The sequence below is a fragment of the Algibacter sp. L4_22 genome (assembly GCF_023473045.1).
In the GTDB taxonomy this organism is placed as follows: domain Bacteria; phylum Bacteroidota; class Bacteroidia; order Flavobacteriales; family Flavobacteriaceae; genus Algibacter.
This window is the reverse complement of the sequence record NZ_JAMCOK010000006.1, coordinates 1-20,921: the sequence shown is the minus strand read 5'-3', so window position 1 is coordinate 20,921 and position 20,921 is coordinate 1. Positions and strand designations below refer to the sequence as shown.

The window sequence follows — 20,921 nt, the reverse complement described above, 5'->3', positions numbered from 1 at the left end:
ATATACATTTGTAGCTTCAAAAAATGATTTATGGCGAAGAATTTAGTAATAGTAGAGTCACCTGCAAAGGCAAAAACCATTGAAAAATTTCTAGGAAAGGATTTTAAAGTAGAATCTAGTTTCGGACATATCTCCGATTTACCTTCCAAGGAATTAGGGGTTGATGTTGAAGGTGATTTTGATCCCAAATACGAAGTTTCCACAGATAAAAAAGCAGTTGTAAAAAAACTGAAAGATTTAGCTAAGAAAGCCGAAATGGTATGGTTAGCTAGTGATGAGGATCGCGAGGGTGAGGCTATTGCTTGGCATTTAGCCGAGACGTTAAAATTAGATAAAGACAAAACAAAACGTATTGTTTTTCACGAAATTACAAAATCGGCTATTTTAAAAGCGATTGAAAATCCACGTGGTATAGATTACGATTTAGTAGATGCACAACAAGCACGTCGTGTATTAGATAGAATTGTTGGTTACGAGCTGTCTCCAGTGTTATGGAGAAAGGTGAAAGGTGGTTTATCTGCCGGCCGTGTACAATCTGTTTCAGTTCGATTAATTGTTGAAAAAGAACGCGATATACAGGGTTTTAGTCCTGTAGCATCATATAGAATAGATGCAGAATTTTCTAATGAAGATGGACAAAGTTTTAAAGCAAAACTTCCGAAGAACTTTTCAACTAAAGAAGAAGCACAAAAATTTTTAGAAAAAAATGCTAAGGCAGATTTTAAAGTAGCAGATTTACAAAAGAAACCAGCGAAAAAATCTCCAGCAGCACCATTTACAACATCAACATTACAACAAGAAGCATCTAGAAAATTATATTTCTCGGTAAGTAAAACCATGACGATGGCTCAACGCCTTTACGAAGCAGGTTTAATTACTTATATGAGAACGGATAGTGTGAATTTATCTGACGAAGCTAAAAAAGGAGCAGAGGCAGAAATTAGAAACGCTTACGGTGATAAGTATAGTAAGTCAAGAAATTATAAAGGAAAAGCCAAAGGTGCTCAAGAAGCTCACGAAGCGATTCGTCCAACCAATTTTGCTGTACATTCTGTAGATATTGATTACGATCAAGCACGTTTATACGATTTAATTTGGAAACGTTCTATTGCATCACAAATGAGTGAGGCAGAATTAGAGCGTACCAATGTTAAAATTAGTGCATCAACACATAAAGAAACTTTTACAGCAAACGGAGAAGTTATTACTTTCGACGGATTTTTAAAAGTGTATTTAGAGGGTACCGATGATGAGGATTTAGATGAGCAAGATGGTATGTTGCCAGCTATGAAAACTAACGAAACATTGCTTAATAGCTATATTAGCGCAACGGAACGTTATACGCGTCCCCCAGCTAGATATACAGAGGCTGCTTTGGTTAAAAAGTTAGAAGAATTAGGTATTGGTCGTCCGTCTACTTATGCGCCAACAATTTCTACCATTCAGAATAGAAATTATGTTGAAAAAGGAACTATAGAGGGAGAAGAAAGAAGTTATTCGCAATTAAAACTTCAAGATGGCAATGTAAAAGATGTGACTTTAACAGAGAAAGTGGGGTCAGATAAAGGGAAGTTAGTTCCAACGGATATTGGAATGATTGTAACTGACTTTTTGGTGAATCACTTTGAGTCTATATTAGATTATAGTTTTACAGCTAAAGTAGAAGCCGATTTTGATGAAATAGCTGAAGGGAAAGAGGATTGGAAAAAAATGATGAAATCTTTTTATGCTAATTTTCATCCAATTGTAGAAGATGTAAAAGAAAATGCCGATAGAGAATCTGGTGAGCGTATTTTAGGTGAAGATCCTAAAACAGGTAAACGAGTAAGTGTGCGTTTAGGTAAATTTGGACCAATGGTTCAAATAGGAACGGTGGATGATGAAGAGAAACCTCAATTTGCGAGTTTAAGCCCAGATCAACAATTAAATTCTATAACCTTCGAGGAGGCGATGGATTTATTTCAACTTCCTAAAAATTTAGGAAACTTTGAAGACGAAGAAGTTGTTGTTAATAACGGACGTTTTGGACCTTATGTAAAGTTTGGTGATGCTTATGTGTCACTTCCAAAAGGGACAGACCCATTAAGTGTGGAGCTCGATGATGCTATTGTTTTAATTAAAGAAAAGCAAAAAGCCGATGCGCCAATTTACATGTATAAAGATTTACCTGTACAAAAAGGTAAAGGACGTTTTGGGCCATACATTAAATGGAACAATTTGTTTATTAATGTGAATAAAAAATACGATTGGGATAATTTAACCGATGATGAAATTGTAGAGCTTATTGAAGTTAAGATTCAAAAAGAAATCGACAAGGTTATTCATAATTGGGAAGAAGAAGGTATTCGTGTGGAGAAGGCACGTTGGGGCCGCCACAATGTAATAAAAGGTAAAATTAAAGTAGAATTAGCCAAAACGGTTGATGTTACTAAAATGACATTGGAAGAGGCTGCAAAGTTAATTGAAGCCAAAACCCCGAAGAAAAAACCAAGAAAAAAGGCAGCACCTAAAAAGGCTGCTGCGAAAAAAACAACAGTAAAAAAAACAACAGCAAAAAAGAAGTAATTTTATAGATAATTGATATTTCTAGGTGATTATTTGTGATATAAATTTTTAGATTTGTAGTATTAATTTTCTTTTTTTATTGATATTTGTATATAAGCAAAACAGCATAATATAGTATACTTTAATGAATTTTAACTTTCTGTCTCCTGTTTCAGATTTTGTATTGGCTCATAATGAGTTACTTTCGGCTCAAGCTTTGGGACGAAAAATAAAAATTCACTCTGCGCAGTTGGGGATTCCAGATTTAGAAGGGGTTCAAATTGCAATTATTGGTGTTTTAGAAAATAGAAACGATATTAATTATATTGGAGAAGAATTTTGCTTAGATGAAATACGTAAAGGATTTTATAGCCTTTTTCCAGGAAGTTGGAGTGTTAGTGTTGCCGATTTGGGTGATATTGAAAAAGGAGAAAGTGTAGACGATACCTATTTCGCTTTAAAAGAAGCCATCCATATTTTAATAAAGAAAAATATAATACCGGTAATTTTAGGTGGATCTCAAGATCTTACTTATGCTAATTACCGGGCTTACGATAGCTTTGCACCTATGGTAAATATTGTAAATGTTGATAGTAAATTCGATTTAGGCGATTCAACCAAATCTATTAAAAACAATAGTTTTGTAGGTAAAATAATTTTAGATCAACCCTATAACCTATTTAATTACTCTACAATTGGCTATCAAACTTATTTTAATTCGCAAGAAGAAATAGATTTGATGGATAGTTTGTATTTTGAATCGTATAGATTGGGACAGATATCACACGATATTACTATAGTAGAGCCTGTTTTACGAGATGCTAACATTGTAAGTATAGATTTAGGATCTGTAAAAAGCTCAGAAGTAAGTTTAAATCAAAAAGTATCGCCAAACGGTTTAGATGGCAAGGAGATTTGTGCTATAGCAAGATACGCCGGGATTAGCAATAAAGTGTCTTCCTTTGGTATTTATGAGTATAAGCCATCTAGTGATGATGAAATTACATCAATGTTGGTGTCGCAAATGCTGTGGTATTTTATTGAAGGTGTAAACTATAGAATAAAAGATGATGATTTTTCAGATGAACATACTTACCAAAAATTTATTACTTTGGTTGAGTCGGAAGAATTAGTGTTTTATAAGAGTAATAAGACAGGTAGATGGTGGATTGAAATACCTTTTTTATCAGAAGTTAATAATAAATTAAAAAGGCATACGTTATTACCTTGCATGCACCAAGATTATAAAGATGCATGCAATAATAAAGTGCCAGAGCGCTGGTACAAAGCCATTAGGAAAAATAGTATTTGATAGCTGTAAAAGGCTTAAACGCGCATTTTATCGGTGAAATGTGTTTTTTTTACGACGAAATGTATTTTTTTTAATTAAAAAGTTGTTTTTTAAATAATATATAAATATGTTTACGCTCTCGAAATTGGAGCTTAAATAATTAACCGCGAGTTTTCTATGATTATGAAGAAGTTTATATTATTAACCACAGTATTAGTATTGCTAGCAAGTTGCGGCTCAAATGACAGAGGCGAATTAGTTGGTGTACAAGGAAAAAAATGGCATCCAGAGAAGCCTTACGGAATGGCATTAATTCCTGGTGGATCGTTTATAATGGGTAAAGCTGATGACGATTTAGCAGGAGTACAAGATGCTCCCGCAAAAACTGTTACAGTACGTTCATTCTATATGGATGAAACCGAAATAACAAACAGTGAATATCGCCAGTTTGTTAATTGGGTAAGAGATTCTATTGTTAGAATGAAACTTGCTGTTTTAGCAGATGAAATTGGTAAAGTACCAGAAGATGGAGGTATTGGTGAGTATGCATTTAAAGATGCGGATACTGCAAATATGTCTGTTTATGAAAAATACATGTTTGAAAACTATACTGGATTAGGCCCAACGGGTTATGAAGGTAGAAAGTTGAATAAAGATGTAGATTTAGTTTTTGATACAGCTGAATACCCAGATGAGTGGTATGCAGAGGTTATGGATACTATGTATTTACCTTTAGAGGCTTCTTACAACGGGCAACGTACTTGGGATGTTAAAAAGTTTAAATTCCAATACAGTTATATGGATATTCAAGAAGCTGCGAAAAACAGAGGGATTGAACGTAAAGATGCCATTAAAAAAGAAGAATTGGAAATATATCCTGATACAACAGTTTGGATTAGAGATTTTGCATACTCTTATAACGAACCAATGCACAACGATTATTTCTGGCACGATGCTTATGGAGAATATCCAGTAGTTGGTATTACTTGGAAACAAGCAAAGGCATTTTGTGAGTGGAGAACATTAAAGAAAAATTCGTACCAGAAATCTAAAAAAGGTGCAGCTATGGTAAATACCTTTAGATTACCATCGGAAGCAGAGTGGGAATATGCCGCTCGTGGTGGTCTTCAAGCAGCAACTTACCCTTGGGGTGGACCTTACACAAAAAGTGATAGAGGTTGTTTTATGGCGAACTTTAAACCTGTACGTGGTGATTATGCTGCCGATCAAGCTTTATATACTGTAGAAGCAAAATCATACGAACCTAACGATTTCAATTTATACAACATGTCTGGAAACGTTTCAGAATGGGTAAATGCATCTTACGATCCTTCATCTTACGAGTTTACATCAAGTATTAACCCAAGTGTAAATGATAGAGATAATAAACGTAAAATTGTTCGTGGTGGTTCTTGGAAAGATGTAGCATACTTTTTACAAGTAAGTTCAAGAGATTATGAATATGCAGATTCTGCAAGAAGTTATATTGGCTTTAGAACCGTTCAAGATTATATGGGGACACAAGTAACAAAAAACGGTAACTAAGCTAAATTATATTTAATCAAATCAAATCAATTATAAATTTTTATTAATTAACCTACTTAAGTATTCGTACTTAAATTAAAATCAAAAATTATGGCAAAGTCAAAATCAAGTAAAAAAATCATGAACATGATGTATGGCCTAGGAGCAGCAGTTGTTATCCTTGGTGCATTATTTAAAATTACTCACATGGAGTTTGGACCCTTAAATGGTAATACTCTTTTAACAATTGGTTTAGTAACAGAAGCGCTTATATTTGCTGTATCTGCATTTGAACCTGTAGATGATGAGTTAGATTGGTCTTTAGTATATCCGGAATTATCTGGAGGTATGGGAACAAAAAAAGAAGCAGCTCAAAATGATGACGCTCAAGGATTATTATCTAAAAAATTAGATAGTTTATTGAAAGAGGCTAAAATTGACGGAGAATTAATCGCAAGTTTAGGTACTAGTATCAAAAGTTTTGAAGGAGCAGCTAAAAATATGGGACCTACAGTAGATTCTATGGAAGCAACTAAAAAATATGGTGCGGAATTATCTTTAGCAGCATCTCAAATGGAATCATTAAACGGCTTGTATAAAGTACAATTAGAAAGTGCTAGTAAACAAGCTTCTATTAATGAAGAATCTGTTGAGAATGCAGCAAAATTAAAAGAACAAATGCAATCTTTAGCATCGAACTTATCATCATTAAATGGTGTTTACGGAGGAATGTTATCTGCAATGAATAAATAATTAGGCTAATTAATAACCCCAAATTATTATTAATTAACTATTATAAAAACCTAATTAACCATGGCAGGAGGAAATTTATCACCTAGACAAAAAATGATTAATCTAATGTACCTCATATTTATTGCAATGTTAGCATTAAATATGTCGAAAGAAGTACTTTCAGCATTCGGATTAATGAACGAGAGACTTGTTGAATCTAACGAGTCTGCAGAATTAAGAAATAAAACTTTTGTAGATAACTTAAAGTTAAAAGCAGGTGAGCAACCTGAAAAATACGAACCTTTAAAGGCTAAAGGAGAAGCGATAGACAAATTGGCGCATGATTTTAATTCTTACCTTGCAGAATTAAAAGGTAAAATGATCGCGACTGTTGATAATCCTGAAGAATACGAAAGTATGGATAAGGGGGATTACCTAGATCAAAACTTTTTTAAAGGCGGAAAATTAAAACCAGAAGGTGAAGAGTTTAAAGCTAAAATAGTAAGTTTTAGAGAAGGAGTTCTTAAAGTTATAGAAGGCCAAAAAGGCATGGAAGACGTTGTTAAATCTGTTAAAGACAAATTTAATACTGAAGATGTTAAGCGTGGTGCAGGAACTGTAGAGTGGTTAGATCATAACTTCAAAGGGTTTCCTTTAGTAGCTTCTTTAACAAAAATGACTCAATTACAATCTGATATTAAAACTACAGAATCGGAAATTTTAGGTAATATGTTACAAGGAACACTTTCTAGTGAAGTATCTATGACAAATTACACAACTTTAATGGAAACTTCTAAATCGGCTTATTTTAATGGAGAGCAGTTCGACGGACAAATTGTTTTAGGTCGTACAGATGCTTCAACAAAACCAAGTAGAGTAGAATTAACTTTAGACGGAAGAAAACTTTCTGATAAGCAATACACGATTGAAGGTGGAAAAGTGAAGCTTAAAGTAGGAACTGGTGGAGTTGGTGAGCATAAAATTGCAGGAGCATTATTTTTTGCTCAAGATGGTGAAGAGGTTGAAGTACCTGTAAACTCATCTTTTGCAACAGTTGCAAAACCAAACTCAGCAACTATTTCTGCAGATAAAATGAATGTAGTATATAGAGGTGTTAAAAACCCAATGACTATTTCTTTTGCAGGAGTGCCTGATAATAAAGTGAATGCTAAAGCTCAAGGTTTATCTAAAGTTTCTGGAAGTAAATATGTTATGGATGCTACTCGAATTAAAGGTAGAGAAATAACTATTAATGTAAGCGCATCATTACCTGATGGTGGTGGTAACGTAGGAGATAAAGCAACCTTTAGAATTAAAGATTTACCAAAACCAACAGGAACGATTAGAGGTGAAGATGGTGCTGTAAAAATGCAACGTAATAGTCTTGAAATTTCAACTATTGGAGCTAAATTTGATGATTTTGATTTTGAATTACCATTACGTGTAACTGGATTTAAATTTAAAGTACCAGGACAACCAACAATAAGTGTTAGTGGTGGTAAGTTAGATAGTAGAGCAAAAGGAGCATTACGTAAAGCAAAACGTGGATCTGATGTTACAATTTTTGATATTCAGGCCAAAGCAACTGGTGTTAGCGTAATACTTAAAAAAGTATCACCAATTATTATTGAGCTTACAAACTAAAAAAGCATAAATAACGTTTAGTTATTACTGAATAAAGAGTATTATTAGGATGAGCAACTAAATATTAATATTTTATTTAGTTGCTTCATTAAAACAATAAATAGTAAGAACATGAATTTGAAAAGTTTTTTATTGACCGTAACAACTGTTTGTACCGTATCTGGTATGTTTGCTCAGGCGAATATTTTAAATGCGAAAAGCCCCGCGGAAATTGGTGTTAGAACAGATGCTCAAAAAGCTGTAGACAATGATAAACCTCTAGAATACGGTTATGTAGATGATCGTGATATTCTATTTTCTAAAATGACTTGGGAAAAAGTGGTTTTAGATGAACGATCTAACTTTCCGTTATACTATCCTATTGATACTAATAATATTAGTAGTAACAGACGCTCGTTATACCATGTTCTAATGAAGAACATTAAAAACGGTAAGATTGAAAATATTTATGATGACTCGTATTTTAATGCTAAAAGAACATTAAAAGATATTGAAGCTTCTTTATCCAAAATTGATACAACAGGTGTTGGTATCGAGCAATTAAATGCTGGAGAAACTTTATCTGCTGAATATATCAATAGAAGAGATATTACAGCTGCAGAGATTAGAGAATATCATATTAAAGGACTTTGGTATTTTGATAAGCGTCAAGCTGAAATGAAATACAGATTGTTAGGTATTGCTCCAGTGGCTCCAGATGTTAACTTTATTGATGATGATGAGCCGGATTTAGTTGAGTTGTTTTGGGTGTTTTTCCCAGATGCTCGCGAGGTTTTACACGAAGCAAAATCTTTTAACAACAAAAATAGCTCAATGCCATTTTCATTCGATCATATTTTGAATGCACGCCGTTTTCATGGTTATACTTATAAAGAAGAAAATGTACAAGGAGATAGAGCTATAACCGAATATATATCTGATAATTCTTTAATGCAATTACTGGAATCAGATAGGATTAAAGATAAAATTAGAGATTTTGAATTAGATATGTGGACATATTAAATTCTATTACCTTATAAAAATATTAAACGCTCACTTTTAAGTGGGCGTTTTTTTGTTTAATAGATGTTGTAAATATTTATCTTCGCATTACATGAAAGTAGATTATATTATTGTTGGAATTGGATTAGCCGGAATTAGTTTTTGCGAACAATTAAAGGCGCATAATAAAAGTTTTGTAGTGTTCGATAATGCATCGCAACAATCATCTACCGTAGCAGGTGGTTTATACAATCCTGTAGTTTTAAAACGCTTTACTTCGGTTTGGAAAAGTGAAGAACAGCTCAATTTGGCTTTACATTTATATGTAAATATTGAAGACGAGCTCAATGTGAAACTTGATTATAAAATCCCTGTTTATAGAAAGTTTGCCTCACTTGAAGAGCAGAACGATTGGTTTACCGCTTCAGATAAGCCTAGGTTGGCAGAATACTTATCATCAAATTTAATAAAGAATGATAATAAGTCTATTGATGCGCCGTTCAGCTTTGGAGAAGTTTTAACAACGGGAAGAATTGATGTGAAAACGTTGATTGAAACTTATAAAACCGATTTACTAGAGAAAGGTATTTTATTTGAAACAGCTTTTGATTATGAAGCTCTAGATGTAGAAAATGATGTTATTACATATCAAAACATTAACGCAAAGCATATTGTATTTGCTGAAGGTTTTGGAGTCGCTAAAAATCCGTTTTTTAGTTATTTACCAATGGTACCTACCAAGGGTGAATTACTTACTATTTATGCTCCAGAATTGAATATGGATTTTGTTTTAAAGGCTGGTGTGTTTTTAATTCCATTAGGAGAAGATTTGTATACGGTTGGTGCTACTTACGATTGGCATGACACTACTCACGAAACAACAGATAAGGCTAAAATAGAACTTTTAAATAAACTTGAAAAAGTAATTAAGTGCGATTTTAAAGTTATGAAGCAATTAGCTGGTATTCGTCCTACAGTGAAGGATAGACGTCCTTTAGTTGGCAAACATAGCGATTACAAGAACATATATGTTTTAAACGGTTTGGGGACGCGAGGTGTAATGATTGGCCCTTATGTGGCGAAAGCACTTTTTGAGTTTATTGAATTTGAAACGCCTTTAGAGGCTGAAATCAATATAGAACGATTTAAATAGAGCTTACTATATATTAAGATTTATTATTAAACTTAGCAGATAGATTTGCGTTAGGGATTGAACGGTTTGTTTAAGCTCCCCGACGGTAGGAGGGAGCGAGTAGTGAAAGCCCGACCTTTTGCAATTTTTCGAGGTTATTTTAACCTAGGAAGATTGTAAAAGGTAACGTCCAAAATAAAATTCAATTTATTTTTTAGCCAATTTTTTGTCGTAACTCATAAAAAGATTGATCCAAATATTTCTAGAAACTCTCATAATTACGGGCATAAAACCAATGAGTGTAGCTATAATAGATGCAAATATACCATTTAAGCTTGCATTAAAAATAAGACCACTTATTACAAATGCGGCAACAGCAAAAGCGATGCCAACGCCGTAACTCACGTACATAGCACCATAGAAGAAAGAAGGTTCTATTTTGTATTTTGTACCACAATTACTGCATTTTTCGTGCATGCTTAAGGTTTCTGTTAGTACATACGGGTTTTTGTTTTTGTACATAGATTCTTCTTGACATTTGGGGCAAGTGCCCGTGAAAATACTATATACTTTTGAACCTTTTTTAAACATATTATTTGTGTATTTTTGCAACCGCAATTACAAAGCAAAAGTAAGTTTTTTTCAATTAAAACTTTGTAATAAAAGTTACATTTCTATGATGAACATTCATAATTTATCGGTTTCATTTCAAGGCGAATACTTGTTTGAAGATATTACATTTAAACTCGGGAACGGCGATAGAATCGGCCTTATTGGTAAAAATGGGGCTGGAAAATCGACCATGCTTAAAATTTTATCGAAAGAAATGGAACCTGATACAGGGCAAATTGCCGCAGATAAAGAACTTAAAATTGGGTTTTTAAAACAAGATATTGACTTTATTTTGGGGCGCACCGTTTTGGAAGAAGCTTATGAAGCTTTTGTCGAAATTAAGATTTTAGAAGCCAAAATGGAAGAGGTAAATACCCAAATGGCTGTGCGTACCGATTATGAAAGTGAAGGTTACCACCAGTTAATGGTTGATATTAACGATTTACAACACCAATATGATATTCTTGGAGGTTATAACTACCAAGGAGATACCGAGAAAATTTTACAGGGTTTAGGTTTTAAACGTGAAGATTTTGGTAAACTAACCGATACCTTTTCTGGAGGTTGGCGTATGCGTATTGAATTAGCTAAATTGCTACTTCAAAATAACGATATTTTATTACTCGATGAGCCTACCAATCACTTAGATATTGAATCTATTATTTGGCTAGAAGGGTTTTTAAGGAATTATTCTGGTGCTGTAGCAATAGTATCTCACGATAAAATGTTTTTGGATAATGTAACAAATAGAACTATTGAAATATCTTTAGGGCGTATTTACGATTACCCAAAACCGTATTCTCAGTTTTTAGTATTGCGTGAAGAATTACGTACGCAGCAATTGGCATCTCAAAAAAATCAGCAAAAGCAAATTGAGCAAACCGAAAAATTAATTGAGAAGTTTAGAGCAAAAGCATCTAAAGCTACTATGGCGCAATCGCTGATTAAAAAGCTTGATAAGATAGATAGGATTGAGGTTGATGAGGATGATAATAGTGTGATGACTCTTAATTTTCCAGTATCTATTACACCAGGGAAAGTGGTTGTAGAAACTAATAAAATATCGAAAACCTATGGTGATAATCAGGTTTTAAATGGCATTGATTTACTTATTGAACGTGACAGCAAAACGGCTTTTGTTGGGCAAAACGGACAAGGGAAATCTACACTTGCCAAAATTATGGTTGGAGATATTCAGCACGATGGAGGTTTAAAACTGGGCCATAATGTACAAATAGGTTATTTTGCACAAAACCAAGCTGAGTATTTAGATGGTAGTAAAACTGTTTTAGATACGATGATTGATGCTGCTAATGAAACGAATAGAAGTAAAGTACGAGATATTTTAGGTTCGTTTTTGTTTCGTGGTGACGAGGCTGAAAAATATGTACGTGTACTTTCGGGTGGGGAGCGTAACCGTTTAGCATTGGCAAAATTAATGCTACAGCCTTTTAATGTGCTTATAATGGATGAGCCTACTAATCACTTAGATATTAAATCTAAAAATGTATTGAAGGAAGCTTTAATTAGATTTGAGGGTACACTTATTTTAGTATCTCACGATCGTGATTTCTTACAAGGTTTAACCAACAAGGTTTATGAGTTTAAAGATCAAAAAATAAAAGAATACCTTGGGGATATTGATTATTACTTAGAAAAACGTAATGTTGAAAATTTACGTGAAGTTGAAAAACGTACTGTAATTAAAGAAACGCCAAAGGAAAAGAATCAGCAATCTTACGAGGATCAGAAGAAATTAAAATCTTTAAATAATAAACTGAGCAACGTAGAGTCTAAAATAAGTGATTTTGAACGCCAGATTAAAAAGATAGATTTAGAGTTAGAAATTAATTATGAAGAAGTGTCTTCTAAACCAAACTTCTTTGAGAATTATCAGAAAATGAAATCCGATCTGCAAGACTTTATGCAGAAATGGGAAGATATTCATCTAGAAATTGAGAAATTTGAAGGATAGAATAATAAAAAAAAAAGCTAAATGATATTCATTTAGCTTTTTTTATTCCTTTTTGTGTCATATTCGAATTTATAGCATCTTAAAAACAAAATTGTTTCAGTTTGTCTTAAATAATGGTAAGTTACTGTTATTACGTTATTTTAAGTTTTCTTTAACTTTATAACATCTTGTTATTAGGTAGTTTTGAAAATATATTTTCAAAACTACTAACATGCGTAACATTATCCTTTCTGGCATTGGAATTTTATTAATTATATTTTCTGTTTTTTTTGCCAAAAAACTTATTGATGAAAAAAACAAACCCAAACCTGTAAAGGAAAAAGTTGTAAAAACCGTTTTAACAGATACTGTTGTAAACAAAACCATTCAGATTGTAATTCCTGCTAATGGTAGTTTGGCTGCTAAAAGACGTGTGGAACTTTACGCCGAAGTTCAAGGTGTTTTTAAAGCTTCTCGTGTACTTTTTAAACCCGGGCAAAAATATAGAAAAGGCCAGACATTAATTAGAATAGATGCTGCGGAGCATTATGCAAGTGTTCAGTCGGAAAAAAGTAATCTTTATAATGATATAGCCGCAATAATGCCGGATTTACGTTTAGATTTTCCTGAAGTTTTTGAAAAATGGCAAAGTTATCTTAATGGTTTTGATTTAGATAAAGCGACACCGAAGTTACCAGAAATGACTTCCGATAAGGAAAATTATTTTATAACTGGTCGTGGTATTATTTCTAGATATTACAATGTTAAGAATTTAGAACAGCGTTTATCAAAATATACTATAACCGCTCCATTTACCGGTATTTTAACAGAGGCTTTGGTAACTGAAGGAACTTTGGTTAGAAGCGGACAGAAACTTGGTGAATTTATAGATCCGTCGGTTTACGAAATGGAAGTCGCTTTAAGTAAAAGCTATGCTAGCTTATTAAAGGTTGGAGAAACTGTTAAGCTTAATAATTTAGATAAAACGGAAACCTATACGGGTATAGTTTCTCGTATTAATGGTAGTGTAGATGCAACTACGCAAACCATAGCAGCTTATATTGACGTGAAGGACGATGCCTTAAAAGAAGGTTTATATCTAGAAGCTTACTTAAATGCAAAAGAGGAGCATGATGCAATAGAAATAGATAGAGGCTTACTTTCTGAAAGCCAAGAGATTTTTATTGTTCGAGATAGTTTGTTGGATGTTATTTCTGCAAAACCAGTTTATTTCTCGGAGACTAAAGTGGTTTTAAAAAATGTGCCAAACGGAACAGTAATTCTTAAAAAGCCAGTACCAGGCGCCTATGCAGGAATGCTTGTGAAACCTTTTAAAAATATAGATAAAACCGAAGATCAATAATGAGAAAATTAATAACTTATTTTATTCGGTATCACGTTGCTGTAAATATTTTTATTTTGGCATTTTTTGTTTTTGGTATTATAGGAATACTGTCACTTAAGTCTTCGTTTTTTCCTTTAACAGAATCTAAAATTATTAATGTAAGCGTTGCTTACCCTGGAGCTTCTCCTCAGGAAATTGAGGAAGGTGTTGTTTTAAAAATTGAAGATAATCTTAAAGGCTTAAAAGGTGTAGATAGAGTAACTTCGGTTTCTAGAGAAAATAGCGGGATTATTACTGTTGAAATTGAAAAAGGTGAAAATATAGATTTCATGCTATTGGAAGTGAAAAACGCGGTAGATCGTGTGCCTTCTTTTCCAACGGGAATGGAACCTTTAATTGTAGCAAAACAAGAGGCTATTCGTCAAACTATTTCTTTCGCTTTAAGCGGAAAAGACATCCCCTTATCAACTTTAAAACAACTTGGTAGGGAAGTTGAAAATGATTTAAGAGCTATTGATGGTATTTCTCAAATTGAAGTTTCGGGATATCCTGAAGAAGAAATAGAAATAGCTGTTAACGAGGCGAGTCTTCTGGCTTACAATATTAGTTTTTCCGATGTTTCAAAAGCAGTAAGTGCATCAAACATTTTAGTTACCGGAGGAAATATAAAAACCGATACCGAAGAATATTTAATTCGGGCCAATAATAGATCTTATTATGGAAAAGAACTTTCTAATATTATTGTTAAAGCTACCGACGATGGTAAAACTGTACGTTTACATGATATTGCTATAATTCGAGATCGATTTTCCGAAACGCCAAACGCCACCTATTTTAATGGTGAATTAGCCGTTAATATAACAGTAACAAGTACAAATAATGAAGATTTAATTTCTTCGGCCGATAAGGTGAAGACTTATATAGAAGGCTATAATGAAAGTCATAACAACGTAAAGCTTCATATTGTTAGAGATTTATCTGTTACGCTAAATCAACGTACCCAACTATTAACAGAGAATGCTATTGCTGGGATGATTTTAGTATTGGTTTTCTTATCCTTATTTTTAAATACACGTTTAGCGTTTTGGGTTGCATTTGGTTTGCCTATTTCATTTTTAGGAATGTTTGTTTTTGCAGGTCAGTTTGATGTTACTATTAATATCTTATCGCTTTTCGGAATGATTATCGTTATTGGTATTTTAGTCGATGATGGTATTGTAATAGCCGAGAATATTTATCAGCATTACGAAAAAGGTAAAACACCAATACAAGCTGCGATCGATGGAACGATGGAGGTACTTCCACCAGTTGTTTCTGCAATTATTACCACACTTTTGGCTTTTTCATTATTCTTGTTTTTAGATAGTAGAATTGGTGAGTTTTTTAGTGAAGTTTCAGTTATTGTAATTCTTACTTTGGTTGTTTCCTTGATAGAAGCTTTATTAATATTACCTGCGCATTTAGCACATTCCAAAGCGCTTCATAAACAAGTAGAAGATAAAAACCCTTCTAGATTAAAACAGTTTTTTTCTAAAATGCGTGTCATTAATAAGCTAGGTGATAGGTTTATGGTGTTTTTGCGGGATAAGGTTTATAGCCCGAGTTTAGATTTTGTTTTAAAATATAAAATGTTATCCTTAGGTTTTTTTGTAGCACTTTTAATATTAACATTTGGTTCTGTTGGAGGTGGTATAATTGGTGTAACTCTGTTTCCGTCTGTTGCCAGTGATCGCGTTTCGGTAGAATTAGATATGCCAAATGGTACCAATGTAAAAGTTACAGATTCTATTATTTCTATGATTCAAGAAAAAGCATATGAGGTAAATAAGGAACTAACGGAAAAATACCTTAAAGGAACAGATAAGGTATTGTTCGAAAATACCATTTTGTCTTTATCAAGTTCATCTAGTGCGAGTTTACAAATAAATATGCTGCCTGGCGAAGAGCGTCCAGATGCTATAAATGCTAGTTTGGTAACAAATAAATTACGTGAAGCTGTTGGCCCAGTTATTGGTACGGAACGTTTAATTTTTGGATCGGGCGGTAATTTTGGAGGTAGCCCTGTTTCGGTATCCTTGTTAAGTAATAATATAGACGAATTAAAGGCGGCTAAATTAGAATTGAAAGAGGTTTTAAAAACCAACCCACTATTAAAGGATGTTGAAGATAATGATCCTGCAGGAATTAAAGAAATTCGTTTAGAATTAAAAGAAAGCGCTTACTTGTTAGGTTTGGATTTGCAAACGGTTATGACGCAAGTAAGATCTGGTTTTTTTGGAACACAGGCACAACGTTTTCAGCGTGGACAAGATGAAATTAAAGTTTGGGTACGTTACGATCTATCCAATAGAAAGTCCATAAATAATCTAGATGATATGCGTATTGTAACACCATCTGGAGCTCGTGTAACTTTAAAGGATATTGCGAGTTACACTATTCAAAGAGGAGATGTTGCTATAAATCATTTAGAAGGACAAAGAGAAATTCAAGTCTCTGCAGATTTAAAAGACCCAAGCACAAGTGCTACAGATATTATTGATGATATTCGGAAGAATATTATACCAGAGATTCATTCTAAATATCCAACAATTTCAGCATCTTATGAAGGTCAAAATAGAGAAGCTTCAAAATTATCGAGCTCACTTGCAAATGCAGGGATTCCTATTTTGTGTCTTATTTATATAACCATTGCTTTTACTTTCCGAAGTTATAGTCAACCTATTTTGCTTATTTTGTTAGTACCTTTTAGTTTAACAGCTGTGGCTTGGGGACATTGGGTTTTAGGATTTCCGGTAAACATCTTATCGCTTTTAGGTATAATTGCATTAATAGGTATTATGGTGAACGATGGTTTGGTTTTAATAGGGAAATTTAATTCCAATTTAAAAGATGGTATGCCGTTTGATTTGGCGCTTTCTGATGCGGGTAAATCTAGGTTTAGAGCAATTTTCTTAACCTCGTTAACAACGGTTGCAGGTTTGGCTCCATTGTTATTAGAAAAAAGTAGACAAGCTCAGTTTTTAAAACCTATGGCCATTTCAATTTCCTTTGGAATAGCATATGCTACCATTTTAACCCTTTTGGTTTTACCTTTATTTTTATCATTTAGTAATAGTATTAAAAAGAATGCGAAGTGGTTGGCTACTGGCAATAAAGTAACAAAAGAAGAAGTAGAACGTGCAATTAAAGAACAAAATGAAGCTCATGAACATTAAATTTGTTTTTTTTAGTATAATAATAATGTTGCAAACAATTGTTTTTGCACAAGAATTGATAACGCCAGAGAAGGCTGTTAGTTTGGCTTTAGAAAATAATCACGGTATTAAGTTAGCCAAAACCGATGTGGAAATTGCTGAGAATAATGCCGATATTTTAAATTCTGGATATTTGCCAACTGTAACAGGAAGTGCGGGAGCAAATTATAATTTAGATGATACAGAAGTTGGTTTTGCAGATGGAACTAATCGAGTATTAAACGGTGCAGAGAGTTCTAGTTATAATGCATCGGTAGATTTAAATTACACGTTATTTGATGGTTTGGGAAGATCTTATACGTATAAACAAAATAAAGAAACCAAACAGTTAACTGAGTTGCAAGCTCGTGAAACTATTGAAAACACCATAGTACAGTTGTTCTCAATTTATTATAATGTAGCCGAACTCATAGAAAATAAAGATGCCGTTTCACAAACGTTAACCATTTCTAAAGACCGATTAATACGTTCTCAATATCAGTTTGATTATGGGCAAAGCACAAGATTAGCAAGCCTTAATGCGGAAGTTGATATTAATAATGATAGTATTAGTTTAATGAATACTACTCAAGAATTAAAGAATGCTAAGCGTGATTTAAATTTTGTATTAGGGAATACAATTTCTCAAGATTTTACCATAAATACAGAAGTGTCTTTTAATACGCTTTATGATAAAAATGAGTTGTTAGAAAATGCTAAGATGAATAATATTAGTGTTTTACAGGTGAATAAAAATATTGACATTAATACTTTGGGAGTGAAATCTGAAACATCAGCCTATTTACCAACAGTTGGATTAACCGGGAGCTATGGGTGGAATAAAAATAATAATAATGCAGCCTCATTTGCAGCATATTCTATTAATACCGGACTTTCTGCAGGTTTGAACTTAAGTTGGAACTTGTTTGATGGAGGAAGTACAATTACTAATGTAAGAAATGCTAAATTGAATTTGGAAACACAAAATATTCTGAAAGAACAACTTTTAGTTTCTGTAGTGCGAGATTTTAATAATGCTTGGGATGATTATGAAAATAAGTTAAGTATTTATAAACTGCAGGAGCATAATATTAAAACATCTCAGAATAATTTTGATAGAACAGAAGAGAAGTTTAAATTAGGTCAGGTAAATTCTATCGAGTTTAGACAAGCACAGCTTAATTTGTTAAATGCTGAGTTGAGCCGTAACCAGGCTAAATATTTGGCGAAAGTAGCCGAAATTCAAATGCTTCAAATTTGTGGAGTGCTTTTGAATATTGAGCTTTAAAGACCTTTTCTATTAGGATCTATACGTTTTGTCGATTAAAAGTGTATTTTGTCTGAAGTCAAATGTTAAAATTTCTTGCGTTTTAACGAATAAAATAGTTATTAATCTGATTTGAGCGTAATATTGTAGGACAATAAACATTAAAACTGTATTTCCTATGAAAAATCTAAAACTTATATTGATATGTTGCTTGATTTCTAGCTACTCATTTGCTAGTGTTACTAAAAATGAAAAAAGTGCTTTAGTAGCTCTATATAAATCTACTCATGGAACAGAATGGAATACTTCTTGGGATTTAAATGCCGATGTAAGTACTTGGTTTGGAGTTACGGTTAAAAATGATAATATTGTAGAGATAAACCTTCAGTTTAATAACTTGCAAGGTGAGTTACCAAATGAATTAGGAAGTTTACGCTATTTAAAAATACTTAATTTAGGATTCAATAAAATTTCTGGTAAAATACCAGCTTCTTTGGAGAACTTAAAGGACTTAAAAGCTTTAGTGTTATTTATGAATAATTTAGAAGGGCAAATACCTTCAGGAATTGGACAGTTAAAAAAAATAGAAAGTATAAAGCTTTATGGAAATAAACTAACAGGAAATATTCCAGATTCATTAATGAATTTAACCAATTTAAAAGAGTTATTATTAAGTAGTAACTTTTTGACAGGAACAATTCCTGTTGGTATTAAATCTCTAAAGAAGTTAGAGAAGTTAGGTTTAATGGATAATAAAATGGATGGAGAAATTCCAGCAGAATTAGCTCAACTTGATAATTTAGAAGAGTTATTGTTATCTTCAAATAGTTTTACTGGTAACTTGCCAGTAGAGTTTGTTAATTTAGCTAAACTAAAAACTTTAATGGTAAGCGATAATAATTTAAAACAGGATTATATTACGGTTTCTGGTAATCGTCCTCAAAACTTATCTAATATTATTTTTCATAGCAATACAGCTGCAAGTATAGACATTGAAAAAGAATAGTATATAAGGAAAAGTATTTTACAGTTAATACTAAAAAGGTAACCTTGAAGGGTTACCTTTTTTTCTGCATTTATTTAAGTGAAAAGTGTTAATTATATTAATGAAAAAAAATATTGATTTGGAATATGCAGGTTTTAAGTAAGTTAGTAAATAATGTGATTTTTTTGTAAAAAAAAGCTTGTAATATCTAAAAAGCATTGTATATTTGCAGTCGGAAATAATTTGATTGGTATTATGAGCCAAGAGTTAAAAGCTAAGTAAATTTTTTCTAGATTATATCGCGGGATAGAGCAGTAGGTAGCTCGTCGGGCTCATAACCCGAAGGTCACTGGTTCGAGTCCAGTTCCCGCTACTAAGTAGAATTGCTTTAAAACAGACGGTTTAGTTCACACTAAACCGTTTTTTTTATGTCTAATTTGAACAGAATCGTTACATTTGAACAGGAAAGTGAACACGATTTAGAACACAGTCTGCCATTGAAAAATATTTTTTCAGAACCAAAAATTTATAATGCTAAAGGTGATGTAACCAAACGTTGGTATGTCTACTTTTCATATCGTAATCCTAAAACAGGAAAACTGCAACTGTATTATACTGATATAGGTTGACTCTTTTTAGTTAATATTTAGACGTTCAAACTATTTTAAACACAATTACTAAAACTTACTCAATTGATTTTTGTCAAATCAAAACGTAACTGTTACCTAAGTCTGATTTTACTCTCGCAAACTAAAATTAAATAAAAAATTAAACCGACTTCTGACAAAGCAATACGTAAAGTTTACGCGCAACTGACTTAACTCTTGTGTTTAAAAAATTCTGACTCTTGCGAAACAATACGCAACTGTTGCTTCGGACTTTTCGTTGTTGCGTGAAAAAATCATATTTAAATACTCTTGTGAGAAAAACATAACAACGTGCGTTAACATTGTATAAAAATAATGCGTAATTTAGTGCCTAATCAAGACTAAATGCGTGTTTGCATGCATCTGATTTTCCTTCGGAAAATCCTCGCACACAAACTACGCACTATTCTTATACGTAAACGTCAGTCTGTCTAATAACTTACTGCAATTTTAAATATTTCTACTAAAATACAGTTTTTAGTATTAGTTGTGTTCAACGATTTGATTTTTTAAATTTTGTTCGTAGAGCACTTTTATATCTCTTAAAATAGCTTCTATAAACCTAATACAGGCCTTGTGAGCATGAGAAATAGACGTGTTGGTTTTTCTAATGATATTCCAAATTCTTGTTAAGTTATATGCAATAAACATCACCCCTACATCAGCACTAGCACGTTGCATCGTTTTCTTAGTGATGATATGATCAAAACTCCACTGGCGTTTTATTGTTCCGTACGGGTGTTCAACAATGGCTTGTCGTTTTTTATAAGCATCAGGGTTTTGTAATACGCTTTGTGCGTTGGCTTCAATATATCGATGGAATTCACTGCGCTGTACTACCTTTCCATTAACCTTAGAAGTTGTACATAAAGCTCTTACTGGGCAGTTTTTACATGTGTTTGTTTTATATTGTTTGAAGCGATAATTACGCGCTTTATAGGTGCTTCCATTAGTTTTAAGTATGTTTCCTTGTGGACAGGTATAGGTGTCGTTTTCTTTACTATATTTAAAGTGTTCAGAGTTATATTTT

14 protein-coding genes and 1 tRNA gene are annotated in these 20,921 nt (G+C 32.8%); 13 read left to right on the top strand and 2 right to left on the bottom strand.

Annotated features, from left to right (window positions below):
- Positions 1-30: 30 nt before the first annotated feature.
- The 7 genes from topA to M4I23_RS15315 all read left to right on the top strand — a co-directional run bounded on the left by topA (position 31) and on the right by M4I23_RS15315 (position 9,869).
- On the top strand, positions 31-2,565 hold the full coding sequence (gene topA, locus M4I23_RS15345) for a type I DNA topoisomerase (protein WP_158848024.1): 2,535 nt from the start codon (positions 31-33) through the stop codon (positions 2,563-2,565).
- Positions 2,566-2,689: 124 nt separating this feature from the next.
- Positions 2,690-3,856, top strand: a complete 1,167-nt coding sequence (locus M4I23_RS15340; RefSeq protein WP_158848026.1) for a formimidoylglutamase — start codon at positions 2,690-2,692, stop codon at positions 3,854-3,856.
- 162 nt (positions 3,857-4,018) lie between these two features.
- Positions 4,019-5,380, top strand: coding sequence for a gliding motility lipoprotein GldK (gldK, locus tag M4I23_RS15335; protein WP_199269841.1), 1,362 nt, complete (start codon positions 4,019-4,021; stop codon positions 5,378-5,380).
- A gap of 90 nt (positions 5,381-5,470) precedes the next feature.
- Positions 5,471-6,112 carry a gliding motility protein GldL gene (gene gldL / locus M4I23_RS15330; RefSeq protein WP_158848030.1) on the top strand — a complete coding sequence of 214 codons (642 nt, stop codon included), beginning with the start codon at positions 5,471-5,473 and terminating at the stop codon, positions 6,110-6,112.
- Between the two features lie 60 nt (positions 6,113-6,172).
- Positions 6,173-7,735 carry a gliding motility protein GldM gene (gldM, locus tag M4I23_RS15325; protein WP_158848032.1) on the top strand — a complete coding sequence of 521 codons (1,563 nt, stop codon included), beginning with the start codon at positions 6,173-6,175 and terminating at the stop codon, positions 7,733-7,735.
- Positions 7,736-7,846: 111 nt separating this feature from the next.
- Positions 7,847-8,737, top strand: a complete 891-nt coding sequence (gene gldN / locus M4I23_RS15320) for a gliding motility protein GldN (protein WP_158848034.1) — start codon at positions 7,847-7,849, stop codon at positions 8,735-8,737.
- Between the two features lie 91 nt (positions 8,738-8,828).
- Complete coding sequence (locus tag M4I23_RS15315; RefSeq protein WP_249754990.1) at positions 8,829-9,869, top strand: FAD-binding oxidoreductase; 1,041 nt, start codon at positions 8,829-8,831, stop codon at positions 9,867-9,869.
- Between the two features lie 186 nt (positions 9,870-10,055).
- Here the strand turns inward: M4I23_RS15315 and M4I23_RS15310 are convergent, their stop codons facing one another.
- The gene (locus M4I23_RS15310; RefSeq protein ID WP_158848038.1) at positions 10,056-10,439 is read right to left on the bottom strand and encodes a DUF983 domain-containing protein; all 384 of its coding nucleotides are present in this window, start codon (positions 10,437-10,439) and stop codon (positions 10,056-10,058) included.
- Between the two features lie 85 nt (positions 10,440-10,524).
- Here M4I23_RS15310 and M4I23_RS15305 point away from each other — a divergent pair, with 85 nt between their 5' ends.
- The 6 genes from M4I23_RS15305 to M4I23_RS15280 all read left to right on the top strand — a co-directional run bounded on the left by M4I23_RS15305 (position 10,525) and on the right by M4I23_RS15280 (position 19,617).
- Positions 10,525-12,435, top strand: coding sequence for an ABC-F family ATP-binding cassette domain-containing protein (locus tag M4I23_RS15305; RefSeq protein WP_158848040.1), 1,911 nt, complete (start codon positions 10,525-10,527; stop codon positions 12,433-12,435).
- A 211-nt stretch (positions 12,436-12,646) separates the two neighbouring features.
- Positions 12,647-13,777 carry an efflux RND transporter periplasmic adaptor subunit gene (locus M4I23_RS15300; RefSeq protein WP_249754989.1) on the top strand — a complete coding sequence of 377 codons (1,131 nt, stop codon included), beginning with the start codon at positions 12,647-12,649 and terminating at the stop codon, positions 13,775-13,777.
- On the top strand, positions 13,777-16,974 hold the full coding sequence (locus M4I23_RS15295; RefSeq protein ID WP_249754988.1) for an efflux RND transporter permease subunit: 3,198 nt from the start codon (positions 13,777-13,779) through the stop codon (positions 16,972-16,974). The genes M4I23_RS15300 and M4I23_RS15295 overlap by 1 nt, the downstream gene beginning before the upstream one ends.
- Positions 16,964-18,280 (top strand): TolC family protein, encoded by a 1,317-nt coding sequence (locus M4I23_RS15290; protein WP_249754987.1) that lies wholly within the window; start codon positions 16,964-16,966, stop codon positions 18,278-18,280. Before M4I23_RS15295 ends, M4I23_RS15290 begins: the two co-directional genes overlap by 11 nt.
- Before the next feature lie 157 nt (positions 18,281-18,437).
- Complete coding sequence (locus tag M4I23_RS15285; RefSeq protein ID WP_158848046.1) at positions 18,438-19,265, top strand: Two component regulator three Y domain protein; 828 nt, start codon at positions 18,438-18,440, stop codon at positions 19,263-19,265.
- A gap of 279 nt (positions 19,266-19,544) precedes the next feature.
- Positions 19,545-19,617, top strand: a tRNA-Met gene (locus tag M4I23_RS15280).
- Between the two features lie 757 nt (positions 19,618-20,374).
- On the opposite strand, the gene M4I23_RS15275 is transcribed toward M4I23_RS15280, so the two are convergent.
- A partial coding sequence (locus M4I23_RS15275) for a transposase (protein ID WP_249754986.1) occupies positions 20,375-20,921 on the bottom strand: 547 nt, incomplete at its 5' end.

What these genes read in the sequence shown, in the direction of transcription:
- topA (WP_158848024.1), top strand. Translation starts at nt 31, where the DNA reads ATGGCGAAGAATTTAGTAATAGTAGAGTCACCTGCAAAGGCAAAAACC.
- M4I23_RS15340 (WP_158848026.1), top strand. Translation starts at nt 2,690, where the DNA reads ATGAATTTTAACTTTCTGTCTCCTGTTTCAGATTTTGTATTGGCTCAT.
- gldK (WP_199269841.1), top strand. Translation starts at nt 4,019, where the DNA reads ATGAAGAAGTTTATATTATTAACCACAGTATTAGTATTGCTAGCAAGT.
- gldL (WP_158848030.1), top strand. Translation starts at nt 5,471, where the DNA reads ATGGCAAAGTCAAAATCAAGTAAAAAAATCATGAACATGATGTATGGC.
- gldM (WP_158848032.1), top strand. Translation starts at nt 6,173, where the DNA reads ATGGCAGGAGGAAATTTATCACCTAGACAAAAAATGATTAATCTAATG.
- gldN (WP_158848034.1), top strand. Translation starts at nt 7,847, where the DNA reads ATGAATTTGAAAAGTTTTTTATTGACCGTAACAACTGTTTGTACCGTA.
- M4I23_RS15315 (WP_249754990.1), top strand. Translation starts at nt 8,829, where the DNA reads ATGAAAGTAGATTATATTATTGTTGGAATTGGATTAGCCGGAATTAGT.
- M4I23_RS15310 (WP_158848038.1), bottom strand. Translation starts at nt 10,439, where the DNA reads ATGTTTAAAAAAGGTTCAAAAGTATATAGTATTTTCACGGGCACTTGC.
- M4I23_RS15305 (WP_158848040.1), top strand. Translation starts at nt 10,525, where the DNA reads ATGATGAACATTCATAATTTATCGGTTTCATTTCAAGGCGAATACTTG.
- M4I23_RS15300 (WP_249754989.1), top strand. Translation starts at nt 12,647, where the DNA reads ATGCGTAACATTATCCTTTCTGGCATTGGAATTTTATTAATTATATTT.
- M4I23_RS15295 (WP_249754988.1), top strand. Translation starts at nt 13,777, where the DNA reads ATGAGAAAATTAATAACTTATTTTATTCGGTATCACGTTGCTGTAAAT.
- M4I23_RS15290 (WP_249754987.1), top strand. Translation starts at nt 16,964, where the DNA reads ATGAACATTAAATTTGTTTTTTTTAGTATAATAATAATGTTGCAAACA.
- M4I23_RS15285 (WP_158848046.1), top strand. Translation starts at nt 18,438, where the DNA reads ATGAAAAATCTAAAACTTATATTGATATGTTGCTTGATTTCTAGCTAC.